We start from the raw sequence: 23,062 nt of genomic DNA, 5'->3' as shown, positions 1-23,062 counted from the left end.
ATTTAACATCGGTACTTATTTTTGTTTAAATTTAAAATAAAAAACGAAAGATGGCTCAGAACCCCGTCTTCGTTTAAGAAAGGACCATCTTTCATGAATTATTCTACCAAAATTGCTTTAGGAATTAAAGATTCTCACCTTGAATTGGATACAGCACATTTTAAAGATGCGATTGAAGATCAAGGCAACCAGATAATTGTTCACCTTGTCCAGTCTTATCCCTTACATTGCCCACGTTGCGGTCAATTAATGCTCAAGAATGGCTTTAAGCTGGTCAAAATATTGGGCCCCAGCTTGCACTATGAGCCGACCATTTGGTCAATTCGTAAACAAAAATACCTTTGTAAGCCATCACCGGACTGTCCACAAACGATTACCAAGGTGGCCAGAGTTAAAGACGTTAAGTATCGCCACCATATCAGTCAGGCCATTAACCTGCGAATTATGATGCAGCTAACCGCTAATGAATCGCAAACTGATATTGCTAAGGAACTCGGTATCTCTGATTGGACGGTCAGACGAGTGATCTTGAACCTCGACCAATCCTTCAAGCCTAACTACCACTGGCTACCACGACACATCGCTTTTGATGACTTTAAGTCTGGTCGCTTTGCGCCCAGTGGCATGAGTATGCTCTTAATGAACATTGAAAATCACCGCACTTTAGACATTATTTTGTCACGACGAAGTCGCTACTTACGTAATTACTTTCTGCGTTACGACCACTCGGCTCGTTTAGCAGTTCAGACCGTTACGGTTGACCTGTACACACCTTACCGTCATCTTATTCATGAATTGTTTCCGCATGCCATTATCATTGCCGACCACTTTCACGTGGTCGCACAAGCGTATCGGGCCTTGAATCAAATTCGTATCAAGGCTATGAATAGCGCCGGGAAAGGAACCCATCAGTGGCGAGCCCTTAAACACTTCTGGAAACTAATTTTAACCCCGGCAGGACTGCTTAAATATGATAACTATTGGTCACGACGCAATTTTGGTTACGCTCAACTTACCGACGTTGAAGTGGTCCATCGCTTACTATCTTTCAATGAGGATTTAAGTCAAACATATCGCTATTATCAGGAGCTAATTCTAGCTGTCAGTCATCGTGATCAAGGTGAATTGAACCAATTACTCAGCCAGAAGTGGACTACGCTACCCTGGCCACTCCAAAAGGTTCAACGAACCTTGCGCATTCATAAATTAGAGATTATTAATAGCTTCAAATATCAAACCTATACTAATGGTCCAGTAGAAGGGACAAATAACAAGATTAAAGTTATTAAACGAACCGCTTATGGTTTTCGTAACTTCTACAATTTTCGGGCTCGTATCCTGCTCGCCCTACCTAATTCATATATTGCCATCAACTGGAACCATAAAAGAACAGCTCATGCCAATTTCCAGACACGAGCTGCTTAAAAACTTATTCTATTTTCTTATCAGTACTTCTTGACGAAGAGCCAGTATAAAACATCAGCATGACTATCTTATTGATAATCATGCTGGTGTTTTAGGAACTTTGTAACATTCCTTTAAATAACATAAGTTAAATCCTTTGAGTCAGGCTCATCCCCACATACGTGAGGAATACAGAATCTTAGATGTTTGCTATGGCTCTCGGATGGGATCACCCCATATACATAGGGAATACTACATCGGTATCTAGCAAGACACTATATTGACCGGGATCACCCCCACATACATGGGGAATACACATCCTTAGTTGGATTAATCTTTGGTACCTTGGGATCACCCCCATATATATGGGGAATACTTTGGCGCTGTAGGCGAGAAAATAATACTTATAGGATCACCCCCATATATATGGGGAATACGGATTGATTCTGAATTTAGATAATCTACTTAAAGGATCACCCCCATATATATGGGGAATACCTATGTAGTGAACTATGACAACCAAGACCAATAGGATCACCCCCATATATATGGGGAATACTACCACCACCAGAATCACCGCCAGTGTTGTCTTGGGATCACCCCCATATATATGGGGAATACTTACCACCGTAATCAGGCTCTAGAGTGTAAGTGGGATCACCCCCATATATATGGGGAATACCTTATATAACAAATTTGACAACGCGTACGATGAGGATCACCCCCATATATATGGGGAATACTCCTTTTGATCTTGACGATAAGTCGTCCGTAACGGGATCACCCCCATATATATGGGGAATACGTTAAAGTATACCGGGTTAGATGTTCGTAAATAGGATCACCTCCATATATATGGGGAATACTTTGAAAATAAAAAATTTGGATTTACTGAATTAAGGATCACCCCCATATATATGGGGAATACTAAAATGTAGTCGACTGTGATATCGCCAACTTGGGATCACCCCCATATATATGGGGAATACTAAAATGTAGTCGACTGTGATATCGCCAACTTGGGATCACCCCCATATATATGGGGAATACCTTATATAACAAATTTGACAACGCGTACGATGAGGATCACCCCCATATATATGGGGAATACCGTTCTCGGTAATTCCCGAATAGCGATTAAAAGGGATCACCCCCATATATATGGGGAATACGGTTTCACTTTCACTCATTGCGCCATGTCCATGGGATCACCCCCATATATATGGGGAATACTTAGAAATTGCTAACCAAGATTTACAAGGATTAGGATCACCCCCATATATATGGGGAATACTGATTCAACGGGACAATCGTTCCCCACAACAAAGGATCACCCCCATATATATGGGGAATACTACCACCTACCCGGGCATAGCCGAAACAACGTAAGGATCACCCCCATATATATGGGGAATACTTATATACATTTATTCTACAAAGTCAATCTTAAGGATCACCCCCATATATATGGGGAATACGACTTTTTCTATTAAATTAACTTACAGCTATTAGGATCACCCCCATATATATGGGGAATACACTAAAAGATCCTTGCTAATAGAGTAATTCTAAATGGTAAATCCATATTTTTCAATGAGTTTCTTTGTTAATTCCATAGTAGCTTTTGCATCGGACAAAGAATTATGAGGATGCTCATTAATAATATTATACTGATTTAGAATTGTTGATAAGTGATAGTTATCACTAAATTTATTGACTTTCTTAACGTAAGGTAGCAAATCGATCATTTTATTATTTAACTGAATTAATCTATTCTTAACAATCGCAGTCCGTAAAAAACGTTCGTCAAAGGTAAGATTGTACCCCACGACTGGCATATCACTAATAAAGCTTTTTAAATCAATTATTGCATCTTTTATAAGTACACCTTTAGTATTTAAAAGATGGTCATTAAGTCCGGTTACTCTAGAGATATCCTCTGGTAACTTGTTGCCTTTTTCTAGCTTCACTAACCGGTAGAAAGTTTCAAAGTCCTTGTTCATCTTTACTGCACCAATAGAGATGATTTGATTATGAGAAGGAGTTAATCCTGTAGTTTCTATATCTAAAGATATAAATTGATGCTGTTTCTTACGGGGAATGATTCGAGCTTTGTGGTAACGATAGGCATTACTAAACCCTCTTCTTCTATTATCTTGCGATTTAAATAATGACTCCATTAATGGAATCCCATCAGAATCAATAATTTCTCTGTCACTCCGAGTAGTACGAAATATGTAGCCTAACTCATTATTAGTATTGTAAACAAGAGTTGCTTCGCCTTGACCGATATTCTTATTGATACGTTCCCATAAGTGTTCACGCACACGAGCATTAACATTACCAACATAAACCCCACTCTGGATCTCTTGACACCACTTAGTTAAATCACCACGTAATGACGCAGGTACTTTAGTAAGTGTAATTACTATCACAGTTGATCATCCCCGTGATATTGTACCCCAAACTTTTGTAGTCCCTTTCGATCATCCCATAAATGCATAGTATCAGCACTTATTTGATCATCAATATCTAGAATGTATTTTAAGTCTTGAACCATCTGAGTCAAAATTTTTCCGTTTGAAAAAGCATCTCTCATCTTTCTCCTGGTCCAATCAGCAATATCTTGGTTACCATGCTCTGCAGTCATCTGAAAGGCAACGGGGATTGAGTACTTTGCTTTATACAAATCTGCAAAATCATAGACGAACGATAAATCATGTCCAGTATGAACAAATCCCAATCCGGGAGATGCACCTAATGCAACAATGACACTACAACTTAGACCATATAGAGCTTGATGAGCAGCAGTCAGGGCCTTATTAATTGGTGTTGAAGCTTCAAAATTACTAACTTTGTATTCTCTTCGCTCCCAAGGAATATTGAATTTTTTAGACTGTTCTAAGTACACTCTACGGATACGTGCTCCCTCTTTACCTCGTAATTGCTGCATGGTCATTTTTGAAACATCTTCATTAGGAAAACGCATCTGATACATTTTTCGAGCAACTGCAACTCGTGTCCGACGATTAGAGACCAATTTAGCCTGCTGTTCCAGAAATCTAGATGAATGACTAAGTGACCGACCATGAGCATATTGGCGAACACCATGCTCGCCAACCCATACAACAGCCATTCCTGAATCACCAATTAGTTCCATAGCACGATGAGTGATATCTACCCCTGGACCAAGCATTAAAACATTTACCATCGCTGATGGGATAAAGACTGTGCCTCGTTGATCAGTCACTGTCACTGCGCTATCCTGACGATTAATTCTTGAATGTTCTAAATACAAGAAAGAAACACGGTCCTGAACCCGACCTAACTCATTTATTTCAGCTTTTGGCGCTCCATAATTATTTTTCATTATCTTATTCCAATCGGGATAACTGTAAGCATCCCCATACCATAAGCCTTTTCACGACCAATTCCATGTATCAACGTGTGGTTTATTTTCTCTGCATCTGTAACTTGAAGAACACCTTCGAAAGTTACCTGACTTAAACGAATACGTCGATGATGATATAGTACTAACCACTCGCGATTAACGATGTCGAAGTTTAACATCCCATTACCATTTTTCACAATACTAAAGCCCGCCAGGTTTGTTCTATCAAGTAACCACTTTTTCTGTTGTTCTACCGTAATATGCGGATAAACCTTATCATTAGTTCGATAAGTGGGATTTGCCGTCAAACGAAAACGCATTATCTCATTATTTTTAATCTGTTCTAAAAAAGGCTGATAATTTTTAGTTACTGCAGTGCCAGCAACACCATAGCGTTCTAACCTATCTAAATTTGGCTTATCAGAACTAACGATAAGCAAGAAACGTTTATCATGAAGGCGATCAATTCTCCAAAGATGCCGTAGTCTTTTACCTTGGTCAATTTCGATTGGAAAACTGTTTTCTACCCAATTATGATAAGCCCCTAAGTGCGTTAAATCCTTTACTTTTTGACGATTTTGATCATCAATCTCTACTCTTGATAAATACATAGCAACCTTCCTTAAATGTTCGCCATAATATCATGCTCAGTATTCTGATAAGATTTATTTAGTAATTTAACACGAATACTAGCAACAGACCGATAAACATGCCAACGGTGATTTTCATCAAAACTACCAATATTATCCTTAACAAAAGAGGTAAAATGACTTTTAACCAAATTAGCATCTGTTATTAATTCAGCAGAGTAGTAATCTTGGTGTACCCTTCTTTGATACCATTTAGCCGCTTGCCAAGGATAAGTCTTTAAAACAGATACGGGATCTGAATTTTCAAAGACTTGAGTATGTAATGGCCCTGCAGGTACATTTACTCTTCTACCTAAAAATAATTGAAATTTAGGATGGTGTAAGGCATTTTCAATTGTCATTATTTGCTGGTCATCACCACTAATAGCAGTTATAAAAACCGCATCTTGTAAGTAATCCTTGTACGAGAGACTTCGTTTATTATGTTTCTGATCATACTGAATAGTTTGAAAATCGGTTAATATTCTACCAGGCTGATCAATTCGTACTGCTATTATTAGCCGATTTAGTTGCAAAATTCGTGGATCATCTCGACGATAACCCAAAGCAGCAGCAATCATTCCTAACACAGCACTTTTAGAAGGATAATGATAACTAGTCCGTCGACTAAATGTTGCCTCGTTTCCATATGACTGCAATGGAGCTGCTAATTTAATCGTTAGTGTTCTCATCATCAACCCTCGTTTCAATAGTTTGGCTGATTTTCTTTAACATATCATTAATATTTTCAACCTGATTATTTAACTTAGAACCACAATTAGTTAGTACATAAGTAGCAAGGGGGGCATCAACAAATTTTTGTGTTTTTTGATATTCACTTTCCAAATTATCAACAGAGATTTGAATATAGCCGTTCCGAGATTTAACTGGTTCTTCAAAAGCAGAAACTAAATTAACCGGCGTATCTTCCCTAATAGTTACCATTACATATTGGGGCACCGTTCTATTCGCAAAACTATTCTGTTTACCAGTTGGCATTGACATGACAAAATCTTGAATAAACAACTGTAATCCCTTAATAGCAATTTCAGAATTACCTAGGTTGCGGATTAATTCGTTAACATTTACATTTGCATAACGATATAAAGTAGCAGAATCATATTCAATCGTTCCAATCATTGCTGAACCCGATTCATCGTTTTCCTTTGCATCATCAACCGCTGTATAGTAATCAAATTCCGGTACTATCTCATGAGTTGAAATAGCGTGGGCTACTTGACAAGAAGCATCAACATTTAAGGATGGATCATCAGCAACCATTCGTCCAAACAATGCCATATCTAATGAATGATCGCCCTGGAGAACCGTTTTAATCGCCTTAGAATCCAATTCATCATTAGATAATGCATATTTAGCTAATTTCTCAATTTGCCCTTTACTTACCATTAACAAAGCCTTGGTCCGGTTAGTCTTCTTATCTAACTTAATTTTAGCTTTACTTAGCACTTTTACTGCTATATCCAGTGCATCTTCTTCTGACAAATCACTATTTTGATTTTGCAGTGCCTTCGCCAATAATAATGGCACTCTGGTAGTTCTAATTCCTTCTAGCCATTCAGCATTCTCACTTTGCTTATTAAATTCCATTCTGATGGCTCGTTTCCAGCTTTGTGATGATACTCGCGATCGCGTTACCCCTCCATATATCGCAGTCTTTGGTGCTCCAGTATCATCTCTATTAATGTTTGACGAAGGAACAGATTGCAAAATATTGATGTCGACATATAAATTTTTAGAGTTCATAATTATTCTCCTCATTTTTCTGTAGTTTTCTTAGAATTCCAATAATATTGTTGACCCCACTTCAAGCAAACTTGACGTGATGAATCAGCACTTAGCTGAAAATAATAAAGATCTTGGGCAAGCTGGGCAAAATCAATTAACTCTGATCCAACATTCGCTTTGAGAATAGAAACTAAATGATAAATAGCATAAATAACACTACTTGAGTTTCCGTTCCCTAAGATAGTTTGCACTCGACGATCAAGTGCTTTTTTTATAGACTCATCTGCTCGAAGTGTAGATAGCACCTTAAATAGTTGCTGTCCCTGTTGATTTTCTCCATCTGGTTCGTAGGTTAAATGATCATTAGCCTGTTGGTAAATCGCAAAACAACGTAACGCCGCAAAAATAGCGTTTTCTGCATATGTTGGTTGGCCATTATGCGAGAGCTCTTCTTCGGTTAGGTTTGATAACATCAAAGGCCAAACAACTGACGCATTCTTGTTCATCATATTTCTGGAATTTCGTAACGCTGCTAAAACAGCTTTATTCGGCTGCCTATCTGTCCATATTTGATGAATAACACGAGCGGTCACCTGCTTAATTCGAGATTCCATATACAAACTCCTCCTATTTTAATGCTTTAACTAGTGATGATTTAAAAATACGGTATTGAACAAAAATATTGTTTTCTGTCCCATCCTCATTTTGTTTACCGCGTATTTCCTGTGGCGTTGCTTTCCTCATTAAATCATCGCTTACTCCTAATGAGATTTGTTTTAAAATACGTTTCCATTCATTCACCTGTTGATCACGATCATCATGATTAGTCAGTTGAGATAGCCACTCGTTAAATGGTCTATTTAATTGATTATAGAACTCAGCAGAAATTCTATTAGCAAAGGAGCCTGCATCGGCAACTCCTCGCAATTTACCAGCATTATTGGCAAAGTGCCAAACATACGCTCCAACCTTTTCAGTAAGTTCTATAGTATCTTCAATTCGACGTGGCCAGTAATTACGTTGCAATGAATTATCATCAAATAATACATCTGCATTAATCTGCATATCATCATAAAACTCAGCAGCAGGTGATTGTGATGTAGCATTACCATCATTAATTAAACCAACTGTCATTAAGTGAATCTTATCATTTAACCTTATGAATTTATTATGTTTTAACAACTTTAACCAGGTTACAATACCAGGCTCTAAATCGTCATTATTACTAATGGCAACATACTGTCCAAAATTCCGCCACATTGCTTTACCAAGTGAGTTTAGCCACCTTAAATTTGGCTTAGCTCCCTCACCCTTCTTTCCTGGTTTCCAGGTAGTCATTGGTTCAAGAAACGCATCTTGATTATCGAGTTTTGGCAACCCTGCACTAAAGATAATCGGTCGTTCACCATCCCATTCAATATGTATAATCCGTGACCAAACCGTATATAGCTGTGCTAAGTTTGTAGGAAATTGATTATTTTTCCGAAAGTGTACATATTCGTTAACAGATACTTCCCAGACAGGTTCTTGATTAATTAAGTCATCATCAAATAATTCTTTTTGAGGGACAAGTATCATATTTAACATTAGGGTATCGAACAAATTTTTGCCAACTGCAAAAACTGGATTCAGTCCATATAGCCATCCTCTCGAAACGCTAAATTTATCTTCAGATTTAACCTTAGTTTTATCTGTTACGGCAGTAAAATTTTGATAAGTAATTAACCACCGTGCTAAAGAATCTAATGAAATGTCGTTTTTATGTGCTGGAGAATTTGGTGAAAAGATATCTGGCTTATTATTACTTTCTGAAATTGTCCGATTAATCTGTTTGACGGCTACAGTTCCTTTACCTTTTTCAACACTCTTATTAGTTGGTACTAAATCGTCATATTGTTCCTTAGTAACTTGATAAAAGGGATTATCCTTATTTAGCAGATCAAACTTATCCTGATGATTATTTAAATACATGATTACTGCCTGAGAAAACTGCTTTGACTGATAAAGAATCTTCCAGGTACTCAGTAGCTCATCCTTAATCTGCTGTTCGTCTTCCGAAAAAGAATCATCATCAAAGGATACTGGACACATTGTCTTATCATCTATCTGTAGCCAATGGTATGGTTGATCATAAGCATCATAGCGTGAATAAACCGTTGTTAGAATAGCTAATAAGAACCGTAAAATAGCTAAATCTTGTGATCTCATTTCTCCGGCTAGTCTCTGGTATTGAGTAGCCTTTTCAAAGACTTGATTTAGTGAAACTGTTTGTTCCTGATTTTTCTCGTCAATAACTTTAATCCAAGGATCAGTTACGAGGTTAAATTGTTGTTCACTCATCTTGTTCATCCTTTTCATACATTAATCCTAGTTTTTTCGAATAATGAATTTTCCAGCCATTAAACTTAGCCTCAAAATGGCGGTCCAGCGGCAAAGCGATTGCTCCCTTAAGCCAAATGCTATCCTGCCAATTATGGTAGTATCGTTCTGTTAGCTGTTCGAGTCTATCAATTGACTTTGAAATATTAGGAGTAATTGCATTTGGTAATCTAATTAACTGTTGAGCAATAATATCCTCATCCACATCGTTTATGTTCCGGCCATCTAATAAATAATCCCCATCAGAAGCATGTTGTAATATCACCACTTCAATAGATTCCTTGATGTCCCGAACCGCAGCTTCTGCGCTAGCATCATCCTCAATATTTTGTTGAGAACGATCTAACCACCCATGAAGACTAGCTTTTGGATAAGGTGCTTCAATTTGATACACCTGCGCTTTTCGTTGCTCCTGTTTTTCGTAATTTTTTAATTCAACATATGGCTTTGTAATTTCAGCTATTTTTTGATCGTTCTCGGATTCATATACTTTCTGAACTAATGGTGATATATCCGTCGGTAATTGTATTTTGCTTGGTAAAAAATAATCAGTTTTCATTAACAAATACTTCGCATAAATCGACTCATTAGCGTCACCGTAATCACCAAAAGAATGAATACCTAAAATATAAGTAGTGGGTTCCGATAGTTGGCTAGGGCGAGTTATGTTATGCCGATGTAATCTTCCCATACGCTGTAATATCAAGTCCATTGGCGCTACATCTGTAAATAGGACATCAAAATCAATATCTAAAGATTGTTCAAGAACTTGAGTCCCAATAACTATCATTTTATCTGGTCGATTAGCATTTTTACCAATATTACTTTGTAATTTATCTTCCAATTTTGTTCTGTCTGGGGCCAGAAACGAAGAATGTAATGTAAGTGTCGGAATGTTTTCCGGAATAAGTTGTGATAATTTCTGGGCACGCTTAACAGTATTAACAATAATACCGGCAACTCCTCCGTTTTCAATGGACTCAACTACTTTACTTATTAATTCGTCATCGTCAACATCCAAGCGGACAATTTTATTTTTGTGTGGATTATTAGTTTTAGGAAATTCATCAAATTGGTGAACTGTTTTACCATCGAGATAAGTAAGCAATGGATATGATTGATTATCTTGCCACTTACCATCGCCTATCTTATGGCCATATTTTCCACGATAATAGGCAGCCATTAATGCCGCTCGTCTTTCCTTAGGTAAAGTAGCAGATAAAGCAATAACTGGAATGTGATAAGCGCCTAACCATTGAAGAGTTCTTTTTAAATATGAATTCATATATGAGTCGTACGCGTGAATTTCATCAATAATAACCACTTTACCACTTAAACCTAGGTGACGAAGAAAAAGGTGTTTCTGCTTAAGACTCATTAAGAGCACGTGATCGATTGTTCCAATAGTAAAATCAGCAAGCATTGATTTTTTACCGGAAAACCAGCTATTAATTACTACAGATTGTTGATCACCAACGTTTTCCGCACGTGGTAGATTTTTGTTCTCCTGATTAAACTGCGCTTTACCGTGCATTAATTTGATCGGTAAACTAGTGTTTTCTTCTTTGACAAGATCACCAACCCAATCATCGACTCGGCTAAACATTGCATTGCTAGTTGCTTGAGTTGGCAAGCCCATGAATACACCAGAAGTACCACTAGTTAATGATAATTGTTCAGCTGCTGTAAGGGCAATTTCAGTTTTACCAATTCCCATGGGGGCTTCGATAATAATCAGTCCAGGATCTGTAATTTTACCAATCACTTGTGACATTAACCGTTGGACACTTCGCGGTTTAAAGCCCCACCGTTTTTCATAATGCTCATCAATATTTATCACTGGTATTGGTGTCCAATGACCACTAATATCCCACGTCATAATTGCATTTTGAAATCTCTGTTTTAAATTAATATCGTCAATTGACTGATCTAGTCGAATCAGTGGGAACATTGGCCGAGATAGATCATTATTGAGAAATTCACTAGAAGCGATCCAGTCAGCCATGATCAATAAACCAGTCAGTAAAACAGCCTGTTCCTGATTAATTTTTGGAACATCTTGGAGTTGATTATAATCTGATTGTGATAAGCCATATTGAATAAGTTCTTTATGGACTTTTTCCCAATTATTTTGCACACTAGTATCATTATCAGATTGAAAATAATTGCTTGTATAATCGTATATTTGATCCTCATAATCAAAAAATTTCTCTGCTGGTTTCCCATGGTGAGCTCCAATAATCGAACCAATCGAGTCATTAAGCCCAAAGTTTTCCAATAACGTTTCTCCAGCGATTGCGTGTGGAGAATAGCGGCGTGAAGATGGTCTATAATCACTTAATTTAGTAAATCCATTACGAAGCAATTTTTCCATTAACTCATCATCTAATTGAAGATCACGGTTATAAGATGGCTTAGTTTGAAAAGCCGGTGTTGCTTTACCGATATCATGGAAGTATCCAATAAATTTAACTAGTTTCTGTGTGTCATCAGTAGATAAATTTTGCTGAATCACTGATTTTTGACTGTCATCCAGCCAAATATTATATAACCAATTAATAACGTTTTTAGCGTCCATTAAATGAGCCACTAATGGCAACCACAGTTCCTGGCCATCATTATTTTCCTTTTTAGCCCATAACGATTTAGCTCGATTAGATAATATTTTCATAAAGCTCGACTCCTGATAATTTTAAAGATAAAGGACGCCATTAGCTGTACAACTAATGGCGCCAAGGACTCAAGGTCCACGTAAAATTAAATTAAGGAGTCAAGCTCCCAGTACTTGTATTTTTACATAAATCGATATTCATGTCAATTTATTTATTCAAGTATAGTTTCATTAGTTCATGACTTATTTGTGCCATTTGCGCATTCGATAAACGAATCTTACCAGATGGATCATATTTATTTAACCGTTCTATACGTAGTTTACTTATGGTTGTAATGTCACTCAATCTGACATATGATTGCTTATTATATCTCTCGTAAAGTTTCACAACTTGATCAAGTTCTTGAATAGCTTTATCTATATTGTTAGAAGACTCAAAGTTCTGGTTACTAGTAGATTCTTTTGCTAATTTACTTAGCCTATCTTTCATATTTCCCAGCAAGATAGTAGTTTGATTAAAAATTTCACTTCCTAGAGAAAAGCGATTACTTTTTTGCTTAGAAGTTAATGGTAATACTGTTAAAGTTCTTTTTTGAGGAGCATCATGTTTATCAAGAACAATAGCAAAATGAATATTACTAAATTCACTTCCTAAATTGACACCAAAATTAACTCTTATAACTGTTCCTCTCTTAAAGGAGTAATATCTTTTAGGATTATGTCCCTTAGCTTCTTTCTCATAAGAATAAGATGTATTATCCAACCAACTAGGTAAAAACTGAAATTTTTGTTTATAATGATATGATGTTGGAACAGCAATATTTTTAAAGCGATCACAAGCCTGATCGATACGAGCATTTTTATTCAAGGAATTCCCTCATTTCTTAAATTCTAATAAATCATTACCATATAAGTACTTACCCTCATTTAGATGAGGAATACATATCTTCTTCTTAAAGTACGGGATCACCCTAATTTACATCAGGACTTTCTTATAGTACATTTATTATTTTAACATAGTTAATTGTAAAATTTAGGTATAACTATTAAATTAGCCTTCAATAATTCTAAAATGTTCTACAATTATTAGGCGAGGAAGCCTAGTAATTATAAATAACTGAGTGAATTAAATACTAACGGCTCATCATAATCAAAACTACTCTAAAGGATTTCTATTAAACAGTATCAGCTTTCAATAATTGAATCGACGAATTGCGATAAAATAGAATTTTACGTCTCTTATACCAACAAGGACGGATTGGGGACAACGAATTTAACTTAAAACAAATACGTCAAGAAAGCGAGAATGAAATGTGAATTCTTATAGTTTCTACACACTACACAAAACATAAAGACACATAATTTTATATTTATATAATACCTCGAATTTTTAAGTTACAATATCTCAGCTACGGGACGATTATGCAATTAAACCACATGATTTAATCTTTCTCCCTTTATTTTCCATCTCTCTTATTCACCATACAAGAATCGTTCTTTTATTATGTTTCTCACTATCTGTTCTGCAGTCAAATGAGGTTCGGGAGTATCCCTATTTCCATTTCTAATATCTAAAATACTTTGTTTATTTATAATTCCTTTATTCTCTAAACGATGTAAGAAATCATCGATATCTACCGTTGAAATTACATCATCTGCATAATCTACACCTACAACTTTTAGCTCACAATCATCAACTGACTTTATCATTACCCTATTAAAATTATGTTCACATAAATAACTGTAAATATTTTTAATGTTTTCGATATTTTTTGTAAGAAATTGCGTTAACGCTAAATTATACAGTGCAGTTATATTTATCATATAATTTCGTGCATACCTAGAAAATTCATTATTACCATTTTTCTGCAAATAAATTCTATCTGATTCATGTTTTTTTCTTATTACTTTATTATCTTTACAAATATCTATAACATTTAAATAGTATTCGACTCTATTTTCATTAAGATTTTCAACCATTTCGTTTATTATTTGCCTAGCTGTATGATTTCGTGGGTGTTGATCATAATTTCTAAGATTATAACAAAGTCTATACCCTAAATTAGTATCATAAATGTAAGTACAAATTCTTTTCCAACTCTCTTGAAACTCAGGCATATTATGTTTTAACCACTCTTCCTCAAGATAATCTAAGAACCTTTTTCCATCAACAAGAAATGCTCCTGCCACTGTATTTGGATTATTAGTATCATCATTAGATATAAAATTACTAATTAAATTTTTATATGAATAAGCAACTCTGTCATACATTTCATCTATATTCTCAAAAGTTCCTCTAATATTTTGAAATACCTTCATTTCTTTTCTATCTTCACTAGTAATATTTATTCTTCTACCATCCTCAGCATAATAAATATTCTTCTTAAACTTATATACTCTCTTAATCTCTTCTTTTATGTCGCCAGTTAAATTGTCCTTATCGTCATTAAAAATGTAGTCATCATATTTATCTTCAAAATTTTCTGGTAATTTTCTTCCTGTTTCTGCCTTATATTCTTCTAAGAAAGGATCAATTTTTAACTCTGTAGCATAGTTAACATCAATTAAATTAACCGTACTTTTCCAATCGTCACCTTCTGTTTTTTTACTATCTTCAATTGCCATATCACTAAAAATCTTACTCAATAATTGTTGTTGATTATTATCATCTGTGAATTCAAAACCAGCATTACAAAACCCTACATAATCGATTTTTCGATCTTTAAAGTAGGGTAATATACACCTCTCAAATATAAGCTTCTTACTTTGAGCTGTAGCTTTTGAAGAAAATAAATCGTAATCATCAAGGATAACAATTGAACTTTCTTTATTAATTTTAAAATCTTTACCATAACATCTGCAACTAAGAATAAATCACCCGATTCACTATCTGCCGCATCAACTATATTAGTAACCTCACCGTTTACCATAAAGCAGCGTGCTGAAGCTAATATTTTTTCATTACTATCTTCATTCATAATCTTGATATTTAGTACCGAGTTATATACACCACTATTAAACTCTACTGAGTTAAAATCTTTATTTTCCAAACTTAAATATGGTAATTCTTCTTTTATATATTTATCTGTAACTTTTACATCCATAAAACTCACTTATCCTTTTTAAATATCTTTTAGTAATGCAATCAGACTCTTAAAAATTCCAAAAGCATATCGATTTTCCACAAAAAAATTGACATTGCAATATGCAATTTTGTTTGGCTCGTTTCTCCTACTGTTCAAATAATTTAGAAGTGAATGAACCTTAAATCTTACCTAAAAAAAGGAAATTCAAGTATTATCTAAACTTTACATCATAATAAATATTTATATAACCTATTCTATATAATAACGCCAATTAAAAAAGCACTCCTCGTCTTAAACACATCAGTACTTTTCCTATGTTACGCACTATTAAGCAACGTAACGCCATTACTGGCAAAATTTTTTATTCATGTTAACCTTACCATTTTTCTATTATTTTTCCGGCACTGCCACACTCTCTACAGTTCGCCACTAACCAATCATTCGTCATTACGTTTCTTATTCTTGGGTAGCTATCGCATGGAGCATCACTAGCAGTCTCTTCGTCGCTTTAGCTCCTTGACAGTACTGTGATACTCTCCGCAGTTCGCGTCTTTCGAATCATTTCGTCTCAAGTTCCTCATTCTTCGGACATTATTGCGGGGAGCGTTCCTAAGCTTTCACGCTCCTGCTAGTCACGTTCAAGCAAAGTAACGCTCTCCACATGCGTCGTCTGTGGGAACTGATCCACCGGCTGAATTGGCTTAGTAACATGATAACCTTGTTCACCGAAACGTTGAATATCACGGACTAAGGTAGCCGGATTACAACTAACATAAATAACCTTCTTGGGCGCCATTTTGCCAGTGGCTTCAATTAACGATTCAGCAAGGCCTTTCCGTGGTGGATCAACGATCACAACATCTGGCTTCAACCCTGCTGCCTGCCATTTAGCAAATTGTTCTTCTGCCTTGCCGACAACAAACTTAGCGTTCTTGATGCCATTCCGTTTAGCATTATGCTTAGCGTCATCAATTGCCGCTGGAACGATTTCCACCCCGTAAACCTGCTTAGCGTGCTTAGCCACGGCAAGTGAGATTGTCCCAATTCCACAATAAGCGTCAATGACAGTTTGACTGCCATCTAAGCCAGCATTATCGATTGCTGTTTGGTATAAGCGCTCTGTTTGTTGTGGGTTAACCTGATAGAAGGATAATGGCGAAATTGCAAAGTCAATGCCAAGAAGCTGATCATGGATTTCATCGGCCCCCCACAAAGTCTTGTTTTTCTCACCAAGGAGACGGTTGGTCTTCTTATCGTTAATGTTTTGCACGATGCTCTTTACTTCGGGAACACCAGCAACAATTCCTTCCACAATCTGTTTTTCCATTGGTAGACGCTTGGTATTAGTTACTAACACCACCATCACTTCATGACTATAGTAACCCCGACGAACCATCACCGTCCGGATAACACCTTTTCCTGTTCGTTCATCATAGGGCTGGATGTGGTATTTCCGTAATAAGTCCCGAACAACGACAATTGCTTGGTCAATCTTGGGATCTTGAATATAGAAATCTTCAATGGGTACGAGATTATGACTTCCCCGTTTGTAAAAACCGGTCTCTAACTTTCCATGTATTGTTTTTACTGGTACCTGAGCCTTATTTCGATAATGGTATGGCTGCTCCATTCCCATCGTTGGCAATACCTTAATGTCGTCCAAGTGAGCCTTTTCTAATAATTCTGCAATTTGGTGTTGCTTGAACTTTAATTGAGCATCATATTTCAAGTGACCAAGCGGAGCAATCCCCGTTTGAATGTACTTCTTATTCTTAACATCAACTCGATCCGGACTTTTTGTTTGCCAATCCATTACCCGCCCCCAGGCAAAGTGACTAGCCACCTTTGTAATCCGCACCGTAATCTCCTCACCGGGCAAAGCATTGGGGACAAATACCGGAAAATCGTCAATCTTAACGACCCCGTTACCTTCATAAGTCAAATCAACTACCTTGGCAGGGTATTCTTCGTTTTTATGTACTGGAATGTTTAATTTCAAGCTTATTCCTCCATATATTTCACGTTACAAACTTCCACTATTATAGCAAAAGAAACGGCTAACTTCCCATTTTAGGATGCTAGCCGTTTAATTATTTAATTTTGCTCTTTTTCTTGATCCTGAATGTCATCAATACTTTTTACGAAGTCTTTTTCAACTCGCTTAAAATCATCAGACACCGTGATTGCATCATCAGGAATCTCATCTAAATTAGCAACAACTTCGATATGCTGCTTCAAATCATGGAATTCCATTGGTGCATCACCACCATATTCACCATCAAGGTTAACCATCAAGCGTTCATCCTTATTTAACGGAATTACTTCAATATCAGTTGCTTTAGCATAGATAATCCGTGGATCGTCCAAGTGCTTTCCTTGTAATGCTTTTGCCATCAAACTCAGCATATCGATCATGTTACTCTTCTTCACAATGATCATGGTAAACTTTCCGTCATCAAGAGAAGCATCGGGAACAATTTGTTCAAACCCACCAACTGAGTTTGTCAAAGCAATCATAAACATCGTTGCATTCCCCCGATATTCCTGATCGTCATACTTAATTTGCATTTCGATTGGCTTAATTCGTGGAATTAATTCGGCACCCTTGGCAAAATAAGCAGCGTAGCCAAAGAGTGATTTCATTTGGGACGGAACTTCATAGGTAAGTTCCGTCATCGTTCCTCCAGCAGCGATGTTCATGAAGTAATTCTTACCAGCCTTACCAACATCAATCTTGAATTTCTTATTCTTCTTCAAAATTAACTTAGCTGCCGCAATTGGATCATCACGTGGGATCCGTAACGCCCGTGCATAATCATTTGTTGTTCCAGCCGGGATAATCGCTAAGGTTGGTCGGTGTTTGAGCCCAGCAATTCCGTTAATTACTTCGTTGAGAGTCCCATCCCCACCAGCAGCAACAATCAAGTCAAAGCCATCCTTTGCTGCTCGGGTAGCTTCGTTTTTAGCAGAGTCCGGTGCAGGGGTAGTAGCGAATGCACTAGTTTCATAACCTGCTTTTTCATAGATTGAAAGAATATCTACAAGATCACTGCGGAACGTTTCACGACCAGATGTAGGATTATAAATTATCCGAGCACGTTTTCGCATGGTCATCCCTCCAAACTACTTAGCGTTCAATGACTTCATCAACAACTTCGTAACAACTTGTGGGTTAGCCTTCCCACGAGTTTGCTTCATGATTTGTCCCATCAGGTAACCAACAGCCCGATCCTTACCATTCTTAAAGTCTTCAATCGACTGTTCATTATTTGCTAGAACATCATCAACGATTGGTTGTAATTGAGCAGGATCAGATAATTGAACCAAGCCATGTTCCTTAGCATAGGCTTGTGGTTCCTCACCATCAAGGATTCCTTTGAAGACTTTCTTAGCCATCTTGGACGAAATAGTACCGTCTTCAATCAACTTAACCATTCCGGCAAGGTTAGCTGGAGTTAACTTAGTATCTGGCAAGTCAACCTGCTTATCATTCAAGTATGAGTTAACATCGTTCATCAAGTAGTTAGCAACCCGCTTTGGATCGCCACCGTCCTTAACAGCTTCTTCAAAGAAGTCGGACATTTCCTTAGTCTGAGTCAAAACCATGGCATCGTAATCGGTCAAGCCAAGATCGTTAACATAATGAGCACGACGTTCACCTGGCATTTCAGGCATCTCAGAATTAATTTCATCGATCCACTCTTGCTCAATATTCAAATCTGGAATATCTGGTTCTGGGAAGTAACGGTAATCATCGGAGCCTTCCTTAGTCCGCATTGAGATTGTTTCACCAGTTGCTTCATCGTAACGCCGTGTTTCTTGGGCAATGTGACCACCTGAAAGAAGAACGTTTTGGTGCCGCTTTTGTTCAAATTCCAATGCTTTCCGTACGTAGTTGAAGGAGTTGATGTTCTTCATTTCAGTCTTGGTACCAAACTTATCAGAACCAACAGGCCGGATAGAAATGTTAGTATCGACACGCATCGACCCTTCTTCCATCTTTACATCAGAAATTCCAGTAAATTGGATCCGTTGACGAAGAGCTTCCAAGTAGGCAACTGCTTCTTCAGGAGAAGCAATATCAGGCTTAGAAACAATTTCGATCAAAGGTGTTCCTTGACGGTTCAAGTCAACATATGAGTACTTACTGGTGTGAGTGTTCTTACCAGCATCTTCTTCAATGTGCATTTCCTTGATCCCAATCTTTTTCTTTTTCCCATCAACTTCAATTTCAATCCACCCATCATGAGCGATTGGCGTTTCAGATTGAGTAATTTGGTAAGCCTTGGGGTTATCTGGATAAAAATAGTTCTTACGGTCAAAGTGCATGTGGCGGGCAATTTGAGCGTGAAGTGCTAGTCCAGCCATGATTCCATCTCGGACAACACCCTTGTTCAAAGTTGGCAGAACACCAGGGTATCCCCAATCAATCACGTTAGTATTTCTGTTAGGTTGGTCACCGTATTCTACTGGTGATGGACTGTAAATTTTAGAATTCGTCTTCAATTCGACGTGGACTTCTAGCCCAATCGTTGTTTCAAAGTTCATCTTAGTTTTGACCTCCTAACTTAGGTGCCTTCTTGTGGGCATCAGTTGTTTGTTCAAAGACATAAGCAGTGTTATAAACCGTTTGTTCATCAAATGGCTTCCCAATAATTTGTAAACCAACAGGCATGCCGTTCTTAGAAGAGAAGCCTGCTGGGATAGACATTGCAGGAAGACCCGCCATGTTTACAGGAACAGTTAAAACATCATTCATGTACATCGTCTGTGGATCATTAATCTCAGCACCAATCTTAAATGCAGTTGAAGCACCAGTAGCACCAAGAATAACGTCATAATCCTTAAAGACATTTTCAAAGTCTTGGGCAATTAAGCGACGAACCTTAGCAGCCTTGTTGAAGTAAGCATCGTAGAATCCTGCTGAAAGGGAGAAAGTTCCCAACATAATCCGCCGCTTAACTTCTTCACCGAACCCTTCAGTCCGTGAACGAACGTAGACGTCTTCAATATTCTTAACATCTTCAGCACGGAAACCATAGCGAATTCCATCATACCGTTGAAGGTTTGAGGAAGCTTCAGATGAAGCTAAAATATAGTATGCAGGTACACCGTACTTAGTGTGTGGTAATGAAACTTCGTCAATGACAGCACCAAGTGATTCAAGGTGGGCAAGGGCGCTCTTAATTACTTCATGAACGTCATCGTTAATTCCTTCGAAGTATTCCTTAGGAACGGCAATCCGCAACCCCTTAACACTAGTATCATCATTCAATTGAGCTGCCCAGTTAGGAACCTCTTTCCTTGATGAAGTCATATCATGTTCATCATTACCACTAATCATTTGAGTCAATAATGCATTATCTTTAACAGTTCGGGTAAGCCACCCAACTTGGTCAAAGCTTGATCCGAAGGCAATAATTCCCCAACGAGATACACGACCATACGTTGGCTTCATTCCAACAATTCCGTTAAATGATGCTGGCATTCGAATTGAACCACCGGTATCAGTACCAAGGGCTCCAAGAACGTCACCAGCTGCAACTGCTGCAGCAGAACCACCTGAAGAACCACCAGGAACACGAGTAAGATCCCAAGGGTTATGAGTTGTGAAAAATGCGGAGTTTTCGGTTGATGAACCCATCGCAAATTCATCCAGGTTAGTCTTTCCGACATTAATAAAACCGTTATTATTTAACTTTTCCACAACCGTTGCATCATAAACGGGCTTGAATTTTTCCAGCATCTTAGAAGCTGCAGTCGTCTTCAATCCTTTAGTTAAGATGTTATCCTTAACTGCTAACGGAATTCCGGCAGTTAGTTGGTCATCGTTAATTCCTTGCTGATCAATCTCAGCAGCTTTCTTCATAGCTTCATCTTCGTTTAAGGTGATAAAGGCCTTCACTTGGTCTTCGTTTTCCTTAATGTGATCAAAGGTTTCCTTCGTTAATTCAGTTGCACTGATTTTCTTATTCTTTAAATCATCATGTAACTGACTTAAATCGGTTTGATAGAAATCCATTATTCGCCGTCCTCACTTTCATCGATGATTGCAGGAACCTTAATGTACCCATCATCAGTATCAGGAGCGTTATCAAGCAGTGCATCCGTCTCTTCCTTTGAACTCTTAACTGCCTTATCCTCACGCATAACGTTTTCCCGATCTGAAGCTGAAGTCATTGGTTCAACACCATCAGTATCAACATTAGTGAGGTCTTCAAACATATCAATAATGCTTCCTAATTGAGTGGTAAACTTGGTAAGTTCTTCATCTTTAAATTCCAACTTAGCAAGTTCAGCAACGTGTTCTACTTGTTGCTCAGTGATCTTACTGGCCATTCTCTCTACCTCTTTTCCAGTAATTATGGCTTAAATATAGTACATACATTTTATAATTTTAGCACAGAATAACAATGGTTTTCACTATTCGTTCCTAAATATTGGATGAAAAGAAAGTGTCTCATAATCATCGAAGAAATAGAACTTCAAGTTATGAAACACTTTCTTTTATTATGCAGTTGTGGAATACTCGCCTAATGTTCAAGACAACTAAGTCGAAAGCTACTCGTCAGGAACTTACTAGAACTAAAATTCTAGGCACTAAAACCAAAATCTGCTCCCCTAAGCTTCCTCAAGCGTATAACCTCCGACGATTCGCTCAGTGGACAACAATAGGTTTTAACGGGCTTGAACTCTCATTTAATACGAATCAAAGACGTGACTTTGGAATTTATCGGATCCAGAATTACGGTAAACAACAGCTTGCATTTCAGAACTGGATTGAATTTTAATATCAATTGGAATCCCACTTGGCAAGTACTTTCTTGCAGCTCGGGCAATGTATTGAGTAAAGCTGGTGATTTCAGTCTGACTATAGAATTGCGTAGTAATTGTAATATGTAACCCAGTTAATGAATTGCCATTGTACTGTGCCTGAGCTGTTACCCCGCTAAGGTTCGGGAAGAAACTCTGAACTTGACTCTTGAAGTTTGAGAAACTATCATTATCAGCTTGATCAGACTTTGTTTCTTGATCGGTACCATTAGCCTTGGGTAATACTGCAGTCCGGTAATCCAGCTTATGCCAACTACTAATCTTATTACCATTATTCTTGCTGTACGCAAAAAAGCTTCCACCAACAAGACTATCATCGGGTGCCTGCTTGTACAAGGCAATCACTATTGGAACATTTCGTAATGCTTCCTTTTTCCGTAAACGAGTTAAGACCTTCTGGGCAGCAATCTCACCTTGACGCTTAACCTCTTCATCACTAATGTTTTTAGTGAAATTTGGTCCATCAGTCTTCTTCTGGTAGTTATATTCAGAATTAATTCCAATCCCAATAGTAACACCATGAAGTTTCATTGAATTACCACTCTCTTGCATATAATCCTGCTCTTCAATTTGTTGGATATATTCGGGATTAGGATCACTCTTCTTCCCTTGGGCAGGATTAAGTCCTTCTGGATTGCTCTTACTCTTCCGACCTAACCAATTTTCAATTGTACTGGTATCAAGATATTGGCCCTCTTGGAAAATATAGTTTTTCGTTGAGAAAACCCGTTTGGAAACTTGGGTTAGCCCACTTTCAAAGCTTTTAAGGTTGTAAGGGTTACTATTTTGAGTAACGTTAACTCCTCGTGCCTTACTGGTTTTATAATGGCCACCCTTAATGACTCCCTGATACGTCCCACTTAAAGAACCAGTAGTACTGTAGTTCTTTGATGATTTTTGACCTAAACCGCATGAAGCCAAAACTAGCGTTGACATCAAAAGGGCAACCCCAACAGTTACTTTTTTTAATTTACTCTTCAAC

At 37.4% G+C, this 23,062-nt stretch carries 18 protein-coding genes and 1 CRISPR repeat array; of the genes, 1 reads left to right on the top strand and 17 read right to left on the bottom strand.

Going from position 1 to position 23,062, the window contains the following annotated elements; all coding sequences use genetic code 11:
• Positions 1–93: 93 nt before the first annotated feature.
• Entirely contained in the window at positions 94–1,425 is a 1,332-nt protein-coding gene (locus H5R64_RS03470) for an ISL3 family transposase (RefSeq protein WP_182582845.1), read from the top strand.
• 266 nt (positions 1,426–1,691) lie between these two features.
• Positions 1,692–2,943: a CRISPR direct-repeat array (repeat unit 28 nt; unit sequence GGATCACCCCCATATATATGGGGAATAC).
• 29 nt (positions 2,944–2,972) lie between these two features.
• Here the strand turns inward: H5R64_RS03470 and cas2e are convergent.
• The 17 genes from cas2e to H5R64_RS03390 all read right to left on the bottom strand — a co-directional run bounded on the left by cas2e (position 2,973) and on the right by H5R64_RS03390 (position 23,061).
• A complete protein-coding gene (cas2e, locus tag H5R64_RS03465; RefSeq protein WP_182582843.1) occupies positions 2,973–3,839 on the bottom strand; it encodes a type I-E CRISPR-associated endoribonuclease Cas2e in 867 nt (288 codons plus the stop codon).
• Entirely contained in the window at positions 3,836–4,774 is a 939-nt protein-coding gene (gene cas1e, locus H5R64_RS03460) for a type I-E CRISPR-associated endonuclease Cas1e (RefSeq protein ID WP_182582841.1), read from the bottom strand. The genes cas2e and cas1e overlap by 4 nt, the downstream gene beginning before the upstream one ends.
• Entirely contained in the window at positions 4,774–5,406 is a 633-nt protein-coding gene (cas6e, locus tag H5R64_RS03455) for a type I-E CRISPR-associated protein Cas6/Cse3/CasE (protein WP_182582839.1), read from the bottom strand. The genes cas1e and cas6e overlap by 1 nt, the downstream gene beginning before the upstream one ends.
• 11 nt (positions 5,407–5,417) lie before the next feature.
• A complete protein-coding gene (gene cas5e, locus H5R64_RS03450; protein ID WP_325064702.1) occupies positions 5,418–6,119 on the bottom strand; it encodes a type I-E CRISPR-associated protein Cas5/CasD in 702 nt (233 codons plus the stop codon).
• Positions 6,097–7,188, bottom strand: a complete 1,092-nt coding sequence (gene cas7e / locus H5R64_RS03445) for a type I-E CRISPR-associated protein Cas7/Cse4/CasC (RefSeq protein ID WP_182582837.1) — start codon at positions 7,186–7,188, stop codon at positions 6,097–6,099. The genes cas5e and cas7e overlap by 23 nt, the downstream gene beginning before the upstream one ends.
• An 11-nt stretch (positions 7,189–7,199) precedes the next feature.
• Positions 7,200–7,784 carry a type I-E CRISPR-associated protein Cse2/CasB gene (casB, locus tag H5R64_RS03440; protein WP_182582835.1) on the bottom strand — a complete coding sequence of 195 codons (585 nt, stop codon included), beginning with the start codon at positions 7,782–7,784 and terminating at the stop codon, positions 7,200–7,202.
• Positions 7,785–7,797: 13 nt separating this feature from the next.
• Positions 7,798–9,510, bottom strand: a complete 1,713-nt coding sequence (locus H5R64_RS03435) for a type I-E CRISPR-associated protein Cse1/CasA (protein WP_231797914.1) — start codon at positions 9,508–9,510, stop codon at positions 7,798–7,800.
• A complete protein-coding gene (gene cas3, locus H5R64_RS03430) occupies positions 9,503–12,220 on the bottom strand; it encodes a CRISPR-associated helicase Cas3' (protein ID WP_182582832.1) in 2,718 nt (905 codons plus the stop codon). The genes H5R64_RS03435 and cas3 overlap by 8 nt, the downstream gene beginning before the upstream one ends.
• Positions 12,221–12,368: 148 nt before the next feature.
• Positions 12,369–13,028, bottom strand: coding sequence for a type II toxin-antitoxin system PemK/MazF family toxin (locus H5R64_RS03425; protein WP_182582830.1), 660 nt, complete (start codon positions 13,026–13,028; stop codon positions 12,369–12,371).
• 605 nt (positions 13,029–13,633) lie between these two features.
• The gene (locus tag H5R64_RS03420) at positions 13,634–14,785 is read right to left on the bottom strand and encodes a hypothetical protein (RefSeq protein WP_231797913.1); all 1,152 of its coding nucleotides are present in this window, start codon (positions 14,783–14,785) and stop codon (positions 13,634–13,636) included.
• Between the two features lie 74 nt (positions 14,786–14,859).
• Positions 14,860–15,264 (bottom strand): hypothetical protein, encoded by a 405-nt coding sequence (locus H5R64_RS08610; protein ID WP_231797912.1) that lies wholly within the window; start codon positions 15,262–15,264, stop codon positions 14,860–14,862.
• A gap of 610 nt (positions 15,265–15,874) precedes the next feature.
• On the bottom strand, positions 15,875–17,245 hold the full coding sequence (rlmD, locus tag H5R64_RS03415; protein WP_182582828.1) for a 23S rRNA (uracil(1939)-C(5))-methyltransferase RlmD: 1,371 nt from the start codon (positions 17,243–17,245) through the stop codon (positions 15,875–15,877).
• Positions 17,246–17,340: 95 nt separating this feature from the next.
• Positions 17,341–18,354, bottom strand: coding sequence for a diacylglycerol kinase (locus H5R64_RS03410; protein ID WP_182582826.1), 1,014 nt, complete (start codon positions 18,352–18,354; stop codon positions 17,341–17,343).
• A gap of 15 nt (positions 18,355–18,369) precedes the next feature.
• Entirely contained in the window at positions 18,370–19,794 is a 1,425-nt protein-coding gene (gatB, locus tag H5R64_RS03405; protein WP_182580911.1) for an Asp-tRNA(Asn)/Glu-tRNA(Gln) amidotransferase subunit GatB, read from the bottom strand.
• A gap of 1 nt (position 19,795) precedes the next feature.
• Entirely contained in the window at positions 19,796–21,268 is a 1,473-nt protein-coding gene (gatA, locus tag H5R64_RS03400; protein ID WP_182582824.1) for an Asp-tRNA(Asn)/Glu-tRNA(Gln) amidotransferase subunit GatA, read from the bottom strand.
• Positions 21,268–21,585, bottom strand: a complete 318-nt coding sequence (gatC, locus tag H5R64_RS03395; RefSeq protein WP_182580909.1) for an Asp-tRNA(Asn)/Glu-tRNA(Gln) amidotransferase subunit GatC — start codon at positions 21,583–21,585, stop codon at positions 21,268–21,270. Before gatC ends, gatA begins: the two co-directional genes overlap by 1 nt.
• Positions 21,586–21,945: 360 nt before the next feature.
• Positions 21,946–23,061 (bottom strand): CamS family sex pheromone protein, encoded by a 1,116-nt coding sequence (locus H5R64_RS03390; RefSeq protein WP_182582821.1) that lies wholly within the window; start codon positions 23,059–23,061, stop codon positions 21,946–21,948.
• Position 23,062 lies beyond the last annotated feature (1 nt).

The organism is Limosilactobacillus fastidiosus (assembly GCF_014145505.1).
GTDB lineage: Bacteria > Bacillota > Bacilli > Lactobacillales > Lactobacillaceae > Limosilactobacillus > Limosilactobacillus fastidiosus.
This window is presented reverse-complemented; position numbering and strand designations above follow the sequence as displayed.